We start from the raw sequence: 15,146 nt of genomic DNA, 5'->3' as shown, positions 1-15,146 counted from the left end.
ATGGCACAAAAAACAATGATCCAAGCAATCACCGATGCCTTAGCACTTGAACTAGAAAATGACGAGAATGTCGTTGTTTTTGGTGAAGATGTTGGGAAAAACGGAGGAGTTTTCCGGGCAACTGAAGGATTGCAGGAAAAATTCGGAGAAGACCGAGTATTCGATACTCCTTTAGCTGAATCTGGAATCGCAGGGTTGAGTTTTGGGCTTGCGTTGGAAGGATTTCGTCCAGTTCCTGAAATCCAATTCTTTGGTTTTATTTTCGAAGCAATGGATGAAGTAGTAGCTCAAATGGCTCGTACAAGATATCGAATGAGCGGTACTAGAAATCTACCAATCACGATCCGTTCACCATTTGGTGGCGGTGTTCATACCCCAGAACTGCATTCAGATAATTTAGAAGGTTTGATTGCCCAGTCTCCTGGTATTCGAGTAGTGATCCCATCAAATCCTTACGATGCAAAAGGACTATTGATTTCTTCTATTAGAAGTAACGATCCAGTTGTTTTCCTAGAACACATGAAACTATATCGCTCATTCCGAGAAGAAGTGCCGGATGAAGCTTACGAAGTTCCTTTGGACAAAGCAGCAGTTACTCGTGAAGGAACAGATGTATCTGTTATCACATACGGGGCAATGGTGCGTGAAGCAATCAAAGCAGCAGACAATCTTGCAAAAGAAAATATCTCTGTTGAAATCATTGATCTTCGTACAGTTGCGCCATTAGATGTAGAAACGATCATTCAATCCGTGGAAAAAACGGGTCGCGTAGTCGTTGTCCAAGAAGCGCAACGACAAGCGGGTGTTGCTGCGCAAGTAGTTTCTGAGATCTCAGAACGCGCTATCCTTTCATTAGAAGCCCCAATCGGACGAGTTTCTGCACCTGATACAGTCTTCCCGTTTGGACAAGCAGAAAATGTTTGGTTACCAAACGCAAAAGATATCGAAGACAAAGTAAAAGAAATCGCGGAATTTTAAGAAAAGAAGGGACGAAACAAAGTCATGGCTTATCAATTTAAATTGCCGGATATCGGTGAAGGAATTGCAGAAGGTGAAATCGTCAAATGGTTCGTCAAACCAGGAGATACGATTAATGAAGATGATACATTATTAGAAGTTCAAAACGACAAATCAGTAGAAGAAATCCCCTCACCTGTAACAGGAACGGTTAAAAATGTCATTGTTCCAGAAGGTACAGTAGCAAATGTTGGGGATGTATTGGTAGAAATCGATGCACCAGGACACGAAGACAATGAAGGGGACAGTGGTGTAGCCGCAGAATCCCAAACTCCAGCTAACCCGGCTGCTGAACCAACTGTTGATACAGGATCAGCTGGATCGTCAAGCGAAGGAGTCTTCCAATTCAAGTTACCGGATATCGGTGAAGGAATTGCAGAAGGTGAAATCGTCAAATGGTTCGTCAAACCAGGAGATACAATCAATGAAGATGATACATTATTAGAAGTTCAAAACGACAAATCAGTAGAAGAAATCCCGTCACCCGTAACCGGGACAGTTAAAAACGTAATTGTCCCAGAAGGCACAGTAGCAAATGTTGGGGACGTGTTAGTAGAAATCGATGCTCCTGGACACAATGGCGCACCATCAACTAGTGCGCCATCAGCTGAAGCACCAAAAGAAAAAGTGGAAACATCAGGTTCAGCAAGTGTCGTTGAAGCTGCCGATCCAAATAAACGTGTATTGGCTATGCCATCTGTTCGTCAATTTGCCCGCGAAAAAGATGTAGATATCTCACAAGTAACTGCAACTGGAAAAGGTGGCAGAGTAACAAAAGAGGACATCGAAAACTTCTTGGCAGGTGGTCCAAGCAGCGCACCAGCGAAATCAGAAGCGCCAGAAGCGGCAGCGCCGAAAGAAGCAGCTCCTGCAGCAGAAAGCAAACCAGCTGCACCAGCAAAACCATTCAAGTCCAACTTAGGAGACTTGGAAGAACGTGTAGCAATGACACCAACACGTAAAGCTATTGCTAAAGCAATGGTCAACAGTAAGCATACAGCTCCACACGTGACATTGCATGATGAAGTAGAAGTGTCTAAACTATGGGATAATCGGAAACGATTTAAAGAAGTTGCTGCTGCAAATGGTACGAAACTTACTTTCTTGCCATATGTCGTGAAAGCTTTAACAGCGACTGTTAAGAAATACCCAGTATTGAATGCATTTATCGACGATGCAAACCAAGAAATCGTTTATAAACATTACTACAATATCGGTATTGCAACTGATACGGATCACGGACTATATGTACCAAATGTGAAAGATGCAGACCGCAAAGGAATGTTTGCTATTGCAGACGAAATCAATGAGAAAGCAAAATTAGCTCATGACGGCAAACTATCTGCAGAAGATATGCGCAATGGAACGATTACGATCAGCAATATCGGATCTGTAGGTGGCGGTTGGTTTACACCAGTCATCAACTATCCAGAAGTAGCTATTTTAGGTGTAGGTACGATTGCACAACAACCAATCGTAAATGCTGAAGGCGAAATCGTTGTCGGTCGTGTGATGAAACTGTCATTAAGTTTCGATCACCGTATCGTAGATGGAGCAACTGCGCAACAAGCAATGAATAATATCAAACGTCTTTTAGCTGATCCAGAGCTATTAATGATGGAAGGATGATAAACAAATGGTAGTTGGAGATTTTGCTGTAGAATTAGATACAGTTGTAATCGGTGCGGGACCTGGTGGCTATGTAGCTGCCATCCGCGCTGCTGAAATGGGACAAAAAGTAGCAATCATTGAAAGAGAGTATATTGGCGGTGTTTGTTTGAATGTCGGCTGTATTCCTTCAAAAGCACTGATAGCTGCAGGACACCATTATCAAGAGTCACTAGATTCTGAAATGTTTGGAGTAACTAGTGAAAACGTCAAACTAGATTTTGCGAAAACACAAGAATGGAAAGAAAACAAAGTTGTCCATACGTTGACTTCTGGAGTTGGTTTCCTATTAAAAAAACATAAGGTTGAAACAATCGAAGGAGAAGCGTTCTTCGTAGATGATCACACACTACGCGTCATCCATCCAGATTCAGCTCAAACTTATTCGTTCAATAACGCAATCATCGCAACAGGTTCCCGTCCAATCGAGATTCCAGGATTTAAATTCGGAGGACGTGTGTTAGATTCTACTGGCGGATTAGCATTGAAAGAAGTACCTAAGAAATTTGTGATCATCGGTGGCGGTGTGATTGGTGCCGAATTGGGCGGAGCGTACGCAAACTTAGGAGCAGAAGTAACGATTCTTGAAGGCTCACCACAAATTTTACCAACTTACGAAAAAGATCTAGTAAAATTAGTAGAAGATGATTTCAAGAAAAAAGGCGTAACAGTCGTAACGAATGCAATGGCGAAAGAAGCAGTCGATAACGGTGACAGCGTGACAGTGAAATATGCAGTGGACGGAAAAGAAGAATCTGTTACTGCTGATTATGTGATGGTCACTGTAGGCCGTCGTCCGAATACAGATGATATGGGCTTAGAACAAGCGGGTGTCGAAGTAGGAGAACGAGGATTGATCACGGTAGATAAACAAGGACGTACGAACGTACCTAACATCTATGCCATCGGTGATATCGTTCCAGGGGCGGCATTAGCACACAAAGCCAGTTATGAAGCAAAAATCGCTGCTGAAGCAATCTCTGGCAAAAAAGTAGCTGTAGATTATAAAGCAATGCCGGCAGTAGCCTTCACTGATCCTGAATTGGCTTCTGTAGGTATGACGATCAAAGAAGCAAAAGATGCTGGTATCGAAGCAAAAGCATATAAATTCCCATTTTCAGGGAACGGTCGGGCATTATCGCTTGGTAAAACAGAAGGATTCATCCGTCTAGTTACGACGATCGAAGATAACGTGCTGATTGGTGCACAAATCGGTGGAGTCGGTGCAAGCGATATGGTTTCTGAATTAGCTTTAGCAATCGAATCAGGAATGAATGCTGAAGATATCGCCTTGACGATTCATCCGCATCCATCTCTTGGCGAAATCGTCATGGATGCTTCGGAATTAGCATTAGGCTTGCCAATCCATATTTGATTTGAATAATACAGGCGAAACGCAGCTGAGAAATCGGTTGCGTTTTTTCTTTTTCTAGAAAATAATGGTACGTATTTTTATTACATAAACTGATATCATAAAAAATAAGCAGAAATATTTGAGCAATGTAATCTATCAAATGGGAAAGAAGGAAGTTAGAAATGAAAATTCCAGGAACTGAGGTAGGCGCAAATATCCAAATTGATCCATCATTACCACTTGGTCAACAACCACAAATAGAACAGATTAGACAATTGATTCGTAGAACTGAAGAGCGCTTCTTTCATCATTTATCTGATTTGTTTGACGCAAATTCCGAGAAGTACGCAAAGATTGAAACTATCATGCTCCGAAATGCTGGTATCGAAGGACCTTCTTTGCTTGAGGTACTTGACCGAGAAGGACACGGAATTGAACAAAGCCAAGTAGTATTTATAGGTGATTCCGAATTAATTTGGTATAAAAAAAACACGATTATAGCGCTTAGAGAACAATCTAATATGGAAGCAAGTAATATATTATGGGAAACATACGCTAGGAATCAAGATCATACCCTTCGTGAAATCATGACCCCTAGCTTTGATAAACTTATCAATGAAGAAAAAACTTTTATAAATAATGGAGTACAAGAAAGGCTGAGAAGGAAAGCAGAACGTCAAATGGAAGAAAAAAACAAAAACGGGCAGTCAATCCGAGTGATTAACTCTCAATTACTCGCCAAGAGAAGAAAAACAAGCAATATTACACACGATCATCTAAGATAAATCAAGTTTCTTTAGGTTTAATACGAAGAAACTTAATAATTGATAAGAATGATAAAAAAAGGAGTAAGTTTTCAGTCTCCTTTTTTATTTTTTTTCATTATCAATAATTTAATTATGTAAACTTAATAATACGACAACTTCTTGGTTTATTACCGTCTCCTGTGCTACACTAAAGAAGAATATGAAATAGGAGAGTTGAAGATGCAAGAATATCAGTATCCACTTGATTTAGACTGGACAACAGATGAAATGGTCATTGTAATGAAGATGTGGGAAGATCTGGAACGTGCGAACGAAAAAGGGATAAATAATGAAGATTTTTTGAAGACCTATCAGCAGTTCAAAACAGTTGTCAAATCCATCGGAGAAGAAAAACGATTGGGACGGGAATTTGAAAAAGCTTCCGGGTACTCCTTATATCGTACAGTGCAGCAAGCAAAAAAAAATCCAAACAAAACTTTGAGAATGAACGGGTGAGATAAATGGAACAGATGATTGATCATATCAAATCCTGGCTAGAAGAAGCTGGTGAGAAAATCAAATCTTCTCAACAAACATTAACGATCTCGCAAAAATCAAATCGAACGGATCTAGTGACAAACGTCGACCGAAACATCCAGAATTTTCTAATCGAAAAAATCCATTCCTTTGATCCAGAGGCAAAAATATTGGCAGAAGAAGAAGGGTGTAATCAACTATCGGATCTCGATGGAAGAGTCTTTATCATCGATCCTATCGATGGCACATTGAATTTCGTGATTGAAGGGGAAAATTTTTGTATCATGCTCGCTGTTTATGAATCCGGCGTTGGAAAACTTGGTTTCATTTATGACGTCATGAGAAATGAGCTTTTTTGGGGTGGAAAAGGAATAGGTGTCTATAAAAATGACAAACCAATGCCTAGACCAACAAATAAATCATTATCAGAAGGCTTACTTGGTGTGAATAGCTATCTTTTCGGTCATAATAAATATGGAATCCGAGAGATTGCGGAAAGCAGCATGGGAACACGTATGTACGGGTGTGCAGGTCTTGAACTAGCCGCAATCTTGAAAGGAAACCATATTGCTTACATTTCGAATCTCAGCCCTTGGGATTATGCAGCGGGAAATGTTTTATTGGAAGAGTTTGGTATGGTGACAAGCGGTCTTTTTGGCACTCCTTTGACATTTGACAAAAGGGAATACTATTTAGCAGGGACTCCTTGTGCATATGCAGAAATCGCAGACCTTTTGAAAAAAGAAGGCTGAAAAAAGGTAGAAATCATTCACAAAAATGATAAAAACGGGCAAAAGATTAATTTTCTCGAAAAAATGAAAACATTTTACTATATTTCATGAAAAAAGTCTGCTATAATTAGCAGTCGAGTAAAATTTGCCCTGTCATAAAGAACCAATAAAAAAGGAGTTAGTTACATTGAATTATAGAAACGATATCCGTAACGTCGCAATTATTGCCCACGTTGACCACGGAAAAACAACATTAGTTGATGAACTATTAAAACAATCAGATACATTAGACGCACATACGCAATTGCAAGAACGTGCGATGGACTCAAATGCGCTAGAAAAAGAACGTGGTATCACGATTTTAGCCAAAAACACAGCTGTAGACTATAAAGGAATCCGCGTAAACATCATGGATACTCCAGGACACGCGGACTTCGGTGGCGAAGTAGAACGGATCATGAAAATGGTTGACGGCGTTGTGTTGGTCGTAGATGCGTATGAAGGAACAATGCCTCAAACACGTTTTGTATTGAAAAAAGCATTGGAACAACATATCACACCAATCGTTGTCGTAAACAAGATTGACAAACCTTCTGCTCGTCCTGAACATGTCGTAGATGAAGTTCTTGAACTATTTATCGAATTGGGAGCAGATGATGATCAGTTAGACTTTCCTGTGATTTATGCGTCTGCACTGAATGGTACGTCAAGCTTATCAGACGACCCAGCAGATCAAGAACCAACAATGGCACCTATTTTTGACACGATCATTGAAAAAATTCCTGCTCCTGTCGATAATAGCGACGAACCATTACAATTCCAAGTTTCATTACTTGACTACAACGATTATGTAGGTCGTATCGGAATCGGACGTGTATTTAGAGGAACAATCAAAGTAGGCGACCAAGTAGCATTAATTAAATTAGACGGAACAGTTAAGAAATTCCGTGTAACGAAATTATTTGGTTTCTTTGGACTAAAACGTCTAGAGATTCAAGAAGCAAAAGCTGGAGACTTGATTGCTGTCTCAGGTATGGAAGACATCTTTGTCGGTGAAACAGTTACTCCTGTGGATCATCAAGATGCGTTACCTATCCTTCACATTGACGAACCAACATTGCAAATGACTTTCTTAGTTAATAATTCACCATTTGCCGGTCGAGAAGGTAAATTCGTAACTGCTCGTAAAATTGAAGAACGTTTGATGGCAGAAATTCAAACAGATGTATCTTTACGAGTTGAACCAACAAACTCTCCAGATGCATGGACAGTTTCTGGTCGTGGAGAATTGCATTTGTCTATCTTGATTGAAAACATGCGCCGTGAGGGATACGAATTGCAAGTATCTCGTCCAGAAGTTATTGAAAAAGAAATCGACGGTGTAAAATGCGAACCGTTTGAACGCGTGCAAATCGATACACCAGAAGAATATATGGGCAGTGTCATCGAATCCTTGAGCTTACGTAAAGGTGAAATGCAAGATATGGTCCATACAGGAAACGGACAAATCCGTTTGACATTCTTGACACCTGCTCGCGGTTTGATCGGTTATTCAACTGAATTCCTTTCAATGACACGCGGTTACGGAATCATGAACCATACTTTTGATCAATATTTGCCAATGCTTCCTGGTCAAATCGGTGGACGTCACCAAGGTGCGCTTGTTTCGATCGATACAGGAAAAGCAACGACCTATTCTATCATGAGTATCGAAGAACGCGGTACAGTCTTCGTAGAACCAGGTACGGAAGTATATGAAGGAATGATTATCGGAGAAAACAGCCGTGATAATGATTTGACTGTCAACATCACAAAAGCAAAACAAATGACGAACGTACGGTCTGCTACTAAAGACCAAACATCTGTCATCAAAAAACCAAAACAATTGACGTTGGAAGAATCTTTGGAATTCTTGAATGATGATGAATATTGCGAAGTAACACCAGAAAGCATTCGCTTGAGAAAACAAATTTTAGAGAAAAATGCTCGTGAAAAAGCATCTAAAAAGAAAAAATAATCTGTAAAAGGATGAAGAGAGAAACCAGCTTGTTATAAAAAATAGCTGGTTTCTTTTTTTGTCCAACTCATTTCTGTGGAGAAGTCATCTTTGTCAATGGACATAAATTCAGAAAATACGCCAAAAGACATTTAAAAGACTTTTAAAGAACTTAATTATAGTCTGAATTTGTTTCATATTGTACGTATGTTTCACGAGAGGACCAACTTGTCCTTCGGTGAAAACCGAAGTAAAATGGCAAGGGAAAGGAGCGGGAAGATGAACGACTTATTAAAACAATACTTTGGTTATAATGAGTTTAGACCTGGTCAAAAAGAAATTATCCAGAAAGTCATTGATCAGGAAAATGTATTAGGGATCATGCCTACCGGAAGTGGGAAATCAATCTGTTACCAGCTTCCATCCTTACTATTAGATGGGCTTACTGTGGTTGTATCCCCTTTGATCTCTCTGATGAAGGATCAGGTGGATGCAGCGAATCAATTAGGTATACCCGCCACTTTTATCAATAGCTCGTTAGATGGTTACGAAACAGCTAGGCGCTTCCAAGAAATCGATAGGCAGCAGTATCGTTTACTTTATATTGCTCCAGAACGTTTTATCATGCCGGATTTCATTCAAGCGATGAATCGATGGAACGTCTGTATGATTGCCATTGACGAGGCGCATTGTATCTCTCAGTGGGGGCATGATTTCCGTCCAAGTTATTTACAAATGGCGAACCAGCTAGATCAACTGGCAAATCGACCTGTCATTGTTGCTCTGACGGCTACAGCAACTATACAAGTAGCTGCTGACATAAAAAGACTTTTAAAAATCCCTGACGGCAATCACATCCAGACTGGTTTTGAACGGGAAAATCTCCGCTTTCAAGTAGTGAAAGACCAAAAAAAAGAACAGTATCTAGTCGAGTATTTGAAAATCAACAAAAATCAATCGGGTATTATTTATGCAGCGACGAGAAAAGAAGTAGACCGAATCTATCATTTGCTTAAAAAATTTGGATTTTCTATAGGCAGATATCATGGTGGCCTAAATGAGAATGAGCGAACGGCAATGCAAGAGGCCTTTTTATACGATCGCTTACAGCTAATCGTAGCGACCAATGCATTCGGCATGGGCATAAATAAAAGCAATGTCCGTTTTGTTATCCATTATCAAATTCCTGGGTCTCTAGAAGCATACTATCAGGAAGCTGGTCGTGCGGGAAGAGATGGTCTTTCCAGTGAAGCCATCCTGCTTTTCGCTCCTCAAGATATTCAGGTCCAAAAGTTTTTTATCCAGCAGTCCCAAAGAGAAGAGGGGCAAAAGCAAAAAGAATATGAAAAATTAAAAGCGATGACAGAATATGCGTATATAGAATCCTGTCTTCAGCAATACATCCTAAACTATTTTGGCGAGACAAGCAGTCCGTGCAATCGTTGTGGTAACTGTTTAGATGACAGAGAAATAGTAGAAGTAACGACACAAGCACAGATGGTCCTTTCTTGTTTGAAACGTATGGGGGAGAATTATGGCAAGCAGATGCTAATGAAAGTCTTGGCAGGATCGAAAGAACAAAAGCTGCGAGCCTTAGGGTTTGAACGTTTATCTACCTATGGACTGATGAAAAAACAATCGCAAAAAGAAACGATGCAATTGATTGAATATTTGATATCGAATGGCTATCTTCTGACCGTTAATGGAGAATATCCCATCTTGAAAGTAACAGAAAGAGGGATCCAAGTATTAAAAGGACAAGAAGCTGTTTATCGAAAGGAACCCAAGAAAGTCCAGCAGCTGTCGGATGAAGAGACCGATACACTATTTGAAGTGTTGCGGGAACTTCGAACGGATCTAGCATCAGAAGCAGGCGTTCCCCCGTATGTTGTATTTTCAGATTCCACCTTGAAAGAAATGAGCCGAATACGTCCATCAAGCAGACTGGAGATGCTTCAGATAAAGGGAGTTGGTCAAAGCAAGCTTGATAAATACGGAGAAGCCTTTTTATCTCGGATAAAAAATATGGATTCTAACGTTCTGGATAAGTAAGAAGGACCATTACGTAAAAACGAATAAAAACAACTGGTTAAATCTGTTTTTTTGCTCCCTATGAAAATCAAATATGTTATAATTAAGGAATTAGAACGGGAGGTAAGCACAGATGGATTCTTTGTCGAAAAAACTTGCGATCCAAGTATTAAATGATGAAGCAGAACGGATCAAACGATTAATCCGAAACCAAAATAACAGTCTCTGTATCTCGCAATGCAAAGCCTTCGAAGAAGTGGTAGATACACAGATGTACGGTTTCTCCCAGCAAGTCGGGTTTGCTGTTCGTATAGGAGTAATCGAAAAAAACGAGGGACAGCTGATGTTAAGTGAGCTGGAACGAGAATTGAATCAGTTATACAGTGAGGTTTACCAAGAAAATTATGATAAAAAAGAAGTTGGCAAGGAGGAATAGACTTGCCTAAGAAAGTAAAAAAAAGGCATCTATTAGACTATAGTATCTTGATTCCCTATTTGATTTTATGTGTTTTGGGTTTGATCATGGTATATAGTTCTACGTCGTATCTATTATTAGAAAACGGACAAAATCCGTCCGCATCAGTCATTAACCAAAGTATTTTTTGGGTGCTCAGCTTGATTGCTATCGCACTACTCTACAAAATGAAAACAGATGTTTTGAAAAACCAGCGTTTGATTATGGCAGCCATCGCAGTTTTGACGATTTTGCTGCTGATCGTTGTGTTTTTCGGTAAAGAAATCAATGGAGCAAAAGGATGGCTTCAAATTGCAGGATTTTCGATCCAACCTGCCGAATACCTAAAGATCATTTCTATCTGGTATCTGTCTCTGACTTTATCAAAAAGGCAAAACAGTGTGCAAAAAGATTTTCTAGGGACTGTGAAACGTCCACTTGCAATGGTTATCGGACTGACTGCTTTGGTCGCTATCCTTCCCGATTTTGGGAATGCGGCAGTTATCTTTTTGATTATTTTGGTTCTGCTTTTAGCCAGCGGAGTCAATTATGTGTATACTTTGATTGTAGGAGTAGGCGGTTTTTGTTTAAGTACTTTTACGATTTGGCTAATCAATATTACAAACGGAAAAATCTTGCCTGGGCGTTTACAGTATATCTATAATCGCTTTGCTATTTACCAAAATCCTTTCTCGGATGAATTAAATAAAGGCCATCAATTAGTTAACGGCTACTATGCCATGTTCAATGGCGGGTTATTTGGCAGAGGATTAGGTAACAGTATTCAGAAAAAGGGATTTTTACAAGAAGCACAAACCGATTTTATCTATGCAATCGTAGTGGAAGAGCTCGGAGTGATTATGGGGATTTTGATATTAGCGTTGCTATTCTTTATGATCGTGCGCATTATTCTTGTAGGGATTCGTTCAAGAGATCCGTTCAATTCGCTTTTGTGCATTGGGATCGGCGCAATGTTTTTGATCCAAGTGTTTGTCAATCTGGGAGGAATCACTGGTGTCATTCCTTTGACAGGGATCACGTTCCCATTCTTAAGTCAAGGAGGATCCAGTTTGCTGATGCTTTCGATCTGTGTCGGCTTTGTCCTCAACATTAGTGCGGATGAAAAACGCAAGAGCTTAGGTTTATAATAAAAAAAGATGTAGGAGTGGTTCGATGAAAAAAGTTTTAGTTGCTAACAGGGGTGAAATCGCTGTACGTGTATTTCGTGCTTGTACAGAATTAGGAATTAAAACTGTTGGAATCTATGCAGAAAAAGATGAATATTCCGTACACCGTTTTAAAGCGGATGAAGCATATTTAGTAGGACAAGGGAAAAAACCGATTGATGCGTATCTAGATATTGAAGGGATCATTTCTATCGCGAAAGAATGCGGGGCTGATGCCATTCATCCTGGTTATGGTCTTTTATCGGAAAACTTGAATTTTGCGCAACGGTGCGAGGAAGAGGGCATCACTTTTGTTGGACCCAAACTGCATCATTTAGATATTTTTGGAGATAAAATCAAAGCAAAAGCTGCAGCCATTGAAGCAGGGATTGCTTCGATTCCAGGCACAGATGGTCCCATCGCTTCTGTAGACGATGCATTGGAATTTGCTGAACGATTCGGTTATCCGATTATGATCAAGGCAGCTCTAGGCGGCGGAGGTCGCGGAATGCGTGTGGCTCATGATGAAAAGAGTGCAAGAGAAGGTTACGAACGTGCAAAAAGCGAAGCAAAAGCTGCCTTTGGTAGCGATGAAGTGTATGTTGAAAAATACATCGCCAATCCTAAGCATATCGAAGTACAGATTCTTGGTGACACACATGGAAATGTCATCCATCTTTTCGAAAGAGACTGTTCTGTTCAGCGTCGCCACCAAAAAGTAGTAGAAGTAGCGCCTTGTGTCTCTATGAACGAACAGCAACGTCAAAAAATTTGTCAGGCAGCTGTCCAATTGATGAAACATGTTGGGTATGTCAATGCGGGTACGGTAGAATTTCTTGTTGAAGGAGATGATTTTTACTTTATCGAAGTCAATCCTCGCGTCCAAGTGGAACATACGATCACAGAAATGATTACAGATATTGATATCGTGACAACGCAACTATTGATTGCCCAAGGGTTAGATTTGCATAAAGAAATCGGATTGCCTCAGCAAGAAGGAATCAAATTGAATGGGTCAGCTATTCAATGCCGAATCACTACGGAAGCCCCGTTGAATAACTTTTTACCAGACACAGGAAAAATCGATACGTATCGTTCACCTGGCGGTTTTGGCGTACGTCTGGATGTAGGGAATGCTTACGCTGGCTATGTGGTGACGCCGTATTTTGATTCATTGTTAGTAAAAGTATGTACGCATGGTGCTACTTTTGAAACAGCCATTCAGAAAATGGAACGTTGCTTGAAAGAATTCAGGATCCGTGGAGTAAAAACAAATATTCCATTTATGCTAAATGTCATCACACATCCTGAATTCCAATCAGGAAATGCAAAAACAACTTTTATCGATAGTACAGCAACATTATTTGAATTTCCTCGACTACGAGACCGCGGAAACAAAACGATGAAATATATCGGTGGAATTACTGTCAATGGTTTTCCAGGTATCGAAAGTGGTGAAAAACCATTTTATGAAGAACCACGTATGCCTAAAGATCTAATCACAAGAACTGATTATGTAACGGCTAAGAACGTATTAGATGCGAAGGGTGCCGATGCTTTGGTCGAATGGATCAAAGGACAGGAAAATTTATTGTTGACGGATACGACATTTAGAGACGCTCATCAAAGTCTGCTAGCAACTCGTGTTCGGACAAAGGATTTCAAGCAGATTGCACGCTTAACGGGAGAAGGTCTTCCTGAACTCTTTTCAAGTGAGATGTGGGGGGGAGCAACATTTGATGTGGCTTACCGCTTTTTGAATGAAGATCCTTGGCAACGATTGAGAAAAATCCGTTCTTTAATGCCTAATACCTTGCTGCAAATGCTTTTCAGAGGTTCAAATGCCGTTGGGTATTCTAATTATCCTGACAATGTATTGGTGGAATTTGTCAAAGAAGCAGCAGCACAAGGGATTGATGTTTTCCGAATCTTTGATAGTTTGAACTGGACTCCTCAAATGGAAAAAAGTATCCAAGCTGTACGGGATACTGGTAAAATCGCAGAGGCAGCTATCTGCTATACTGGCGATATCAACGATCCAAGCCGAGCAAAATACAATGTTCAGTATTATAAAGACATGGCAAAAGAACTAGAGCAACTGGGTGCGCATATCATTGCAATCAAGGATATGGCTGGATTGCTTAAACCGCAAGCAGCTTATCGTTTGATTAGTGAATTGAAAGAAACGACGGATCTGCCAATCCATCTGCATACTCATGATACTAGTGGAAACGGGATTATCACTTATTCCGCTGCTTCAAAAGCAGGAGTAGACATCGTTGACGTAGCAATGAGTGCAATGAGTGGGAACACGAGTCAGCCTAGCATGAGCAGCTTGTATTATGCGCTGGTCAATGGCCCACGGCTGCCAGAAATCACAATTGAAAATGCACAGAAATTGAACCATTATTGGGAAGATGTGCGTATGTATTACAAACCATTTGAAAATGGCTTGAATGCTCCTGAAACAGAAGTATATATGCATGAGATGCCGGGAGGACAGTATTCAAATCTGCAACAGCAGGCAAAAGCTGTCGGACTAGGTCATCGCTGGGATGAAATCAAACAAATGTACCATACTGTCAATTTGATGTTTGGCGATATCGTGAAAGTAACTCCATCATCTAAAATCGTAGGAGATATGGCGCTATTCATGGTCCAAAATGATCTCACAGAAGAAGACATCTATGAAAAAGGCGAAACATTAAGTTTCCCTGAATCTGTAGTGACTTTCTTCCAAGGAGAACTAGGACAACCAGTCGGTGGATTTCCTGAAAAACTGCAAAAGATCATTCTTAAGGGCAGACCCGCGTTGAGTGAACGTCCAGGACTGTTGGCGAAATCAGTCGATTTCAACGAAGTGAAAAAAGAATTGGCAGAAAAAATCGGCTATGAACCAAAACAAGACGAAGTATTAAGTTATTTGATGTATCCGCAAGTCTTTTTGGACTATCAAAAAGCGTATAATCAATTTGGCGATGTTACATTACTGGATACACCAACATTCTTCCAAGGGATACGTTTAGGTGAAACGATCAATGTACAAATCGAACGTGGAAAAACGCTGATCATCCGTTTAGATGAAATCGGAGAACCCGATATCGAAGGAAATCGCGTACTGTTCTTCAATTTGAATGGGCAAAGACGTGAAATCACTATCAAAGATAATTCAATCATCAGTGCGGTCCAAACTCGATTGAAAGCTGAACCAACAAACCGAGAACAAATCGGAGCAACGATGTCTGGTTCTGTGCTTGATGTATTAGTGAAAAAAGGGGATAACGTCAAAAAAGGCGATACGTTGATGATTACTGAAGCAATGAAAATGGAAACAGCCATCGAAGCACGTTTTGACGGAGAAGTCGCACATGTATATGTATCTTCAGGCGACACGATTTCATCTGGCGACCTTTTGATTGAAGTGACTGAAAAATAATAAGTGAAAG

General features: G+C 40.2%; 11 protein-coding genes. All 11 read left to right on the top strand.

Annotation, left to right across the window (positions count from 1 at the left end):
• Window positions 1-978, top strand: coding sequence for an alpha-ketoacid dehydrogenase subunit beta (locus tag IGJ53_RS08420; RefSeq protein WP_002292208.1), 978 nt, complete (start codon window positions 1-3; stop codon window positions 976-978).
• Window positions 979-1,002: 24 nt separating this feature from the next.
• Entirely contained in the window at window positions 1,003-2,646 is a 1,644-nt protein-coding gene (locus IGJ53_RS08415) for a dihydrolipoyllysine-residue acetyltransferase (RefSeq protein WP_259742416.1), read from the top strand.
• A 7-nt stretch (window positions 2,647-2,653) separates the two neighbouring features.
• On the top strand, window positions 2,654-4,060 hold the full coding sequence (gene lpdA / locus IGJ53_RS08410; protein WP_002289686.1) for a dihydrolipoyl dehydrogenase: 1,407 nt from the start codon (window positions 2,654-2,656) through the stop codon (window positions 4,058-4,060).
• A gap of 161 nt (window positions 4,061-4,221) precedes the next feature.
• The gene (locus tag IGJ53_RS08405; protein ID WP_259742417.1) at window positions 4,222-4,824 is read left to right on the top strand and encodes a hypothetical protein; all 603 of its coding nucleotides are present in this window, start codon (window positions 4,222-4,224) and stop codon (window positions 4,822-4,824) included.
• 201 nt (window positions 4,825-5,025) lie between these two features.
• Window positions 5,026-5,301: a UPF0223 family protein gene (locus IGJ53_RS08400; protein WP_002313830.1), complete on the top strand. Its 276-nt coding sequence runs from the start codon at window positions 5,026-5,028 to the stop codon at window positions 5,299-5,301.
• 5 nt (window positions 5,302-5,306) lie between these two features.
• On the top strand, window positions 5,307-6,074 hold the full coding sequence (locus IGJ53_RS08395) for an inositol monophosphatase family protein (protein ID WP_042956913.1): 768 nt from the start codon (window positions 5,307-5,309) through the stop codon (window positions 6,072-6,074).
• A 166-nt stretch (window positions 6,075-6,240) separates the two neighbouring features.
• Complete coding sequence (typA, locus tag IGJ53_RS08390) at window positions 6,241-8,070, top strand: translational GTPase TypA (RefSeq protein ID WP_438750032.1); 1,830 nt, start codon at window positions 6,241-6,243, stop codon at window positions 8,068-8,070.
• Window positions 8,071-8,328: 258 nt separating this feature from the next.
• Complete coding sequence (gene recQ, locus IGJ53_RS08385) at window positions 8,329-10,101, top strand: DNA helicase RecQ (protein WP_259742418.1); 1,773 nt, start codon at window positions 8,329-8,331, stop codon at window positions 10,099-10,101.
• Between the two features lie 112 nt (window positions 10,102-10,213).
• On the top strand, window positions 10,214-10,516 hold the full coding sequence (locus IGJ53_RS08380) for a YlaN family protein (protein WP_002292202.1): 303 nt from the start codon (window positions 10,214-10,216) through the stop codon (window positions 10,514-10,516).
• Between the two features lie 2 nt (window positions 10,517-10,518).
• Complete coding sequence (locus IGJ53_RS08375) at window positions 10,519-11,682, top strand: FtsW/RodA/SpoVE family cell cycle protein (protein WP_002309450.1); 1,164 nt, start codon at window positions 10,519-10,521, stop codon at window positions 11,680-11,682.
• A gap of 25 nt (window positions 11,683-11,707) precedes the next feature.
• Window positions 11,708-15,136, top strand: coding sequence for a pyruvate carboxylase (locus IGJ53_RS08370; protein WP_438750029.1), 3,429 nt, complete (start codon window positions 11,708-11,710; stop codon window positions 15,134-15,136).
• Window positions 15,137-15,146: the final 10 nt, after the last annotated feature.

The organism is Enterococcus sp. DIV1283b, assembly GCF_051710965.1.
In the GTDB taxonomy this organism is placed as follows: domain Bacteria; phylum Bacillota; class Bacilli; order Lactobacillales; family Enterococcaceae; genus Enterococcus_B; species Enterococcus_B lactis.
Note: the sequence above shows the minus strand (reverse complement) of the source record. Positions and strands in the feature narration are given on the sequence as shown.

Bases quoted from the DNA above. Each gene is read 5' to 3' on its own strand.
- IGJ53_RS08370 (WP_438750029.1), top strand. From the start codon at position 11,708: ATGAAAAAAGTTTTAGTTGCTAACAGGGGTGAAATCGCTGTACGTGTA.
- IGJ53_RS08380 (WP_002292202.1), top strand. From the start codon at position 10,214: ATGGATTCTTTGTCGAAAAAACTTGCGATCCAAGTATTAAATGATGAA.
- IGJ53_RS08415 (WP_259742416.1), top strand. From the start codon at position 1,003: ATGGCTTATCAATTTAAATTGCCGGATATCGGTGAAGGAATTGCAGAA.
- IGJ53_RS08405 (WP_259742417.1), top strand. From the start codon at position 4,222: ATGAAAATTCCAGGAACTGAGGTAGGCGCAAATATCCAAATTGATCCA.
- recQ (WP_259742418.1), top strand. From the start codon at position 8,329: ATGAACGACTTATTAAAACAATACTTTGGTTATAATGAGTTTAGACCT.
- IGJ53_RS08420 (WP_002292208.1), top strand. From the start codon at position 1: ATGGCACAAAAAACAATGATCCAAGCAATCACCGATGCCTTAGCACTT.
- IGJ53_RS08400 (WP_002313830.1), top strand. From the start codon at position 5,026: ATGCAAGAATATCAGTATCCACTTGATTTAGACTGGACAACAGATGAA.
- lpdA (WP_002289686.1), top strand. From the start codon at position 2,654: ATGGTAGTTGGAGATTTTGCTGTAGAATTAGATACAGTTGTAATCGGT.
- IGJ53_RS08395 (WP_042956913.1), top strand. From the start codon at position 5,307: ATGGAACAGATGATTGATCATATCAAATCCTGGCTAGAAGAAGCTGGT.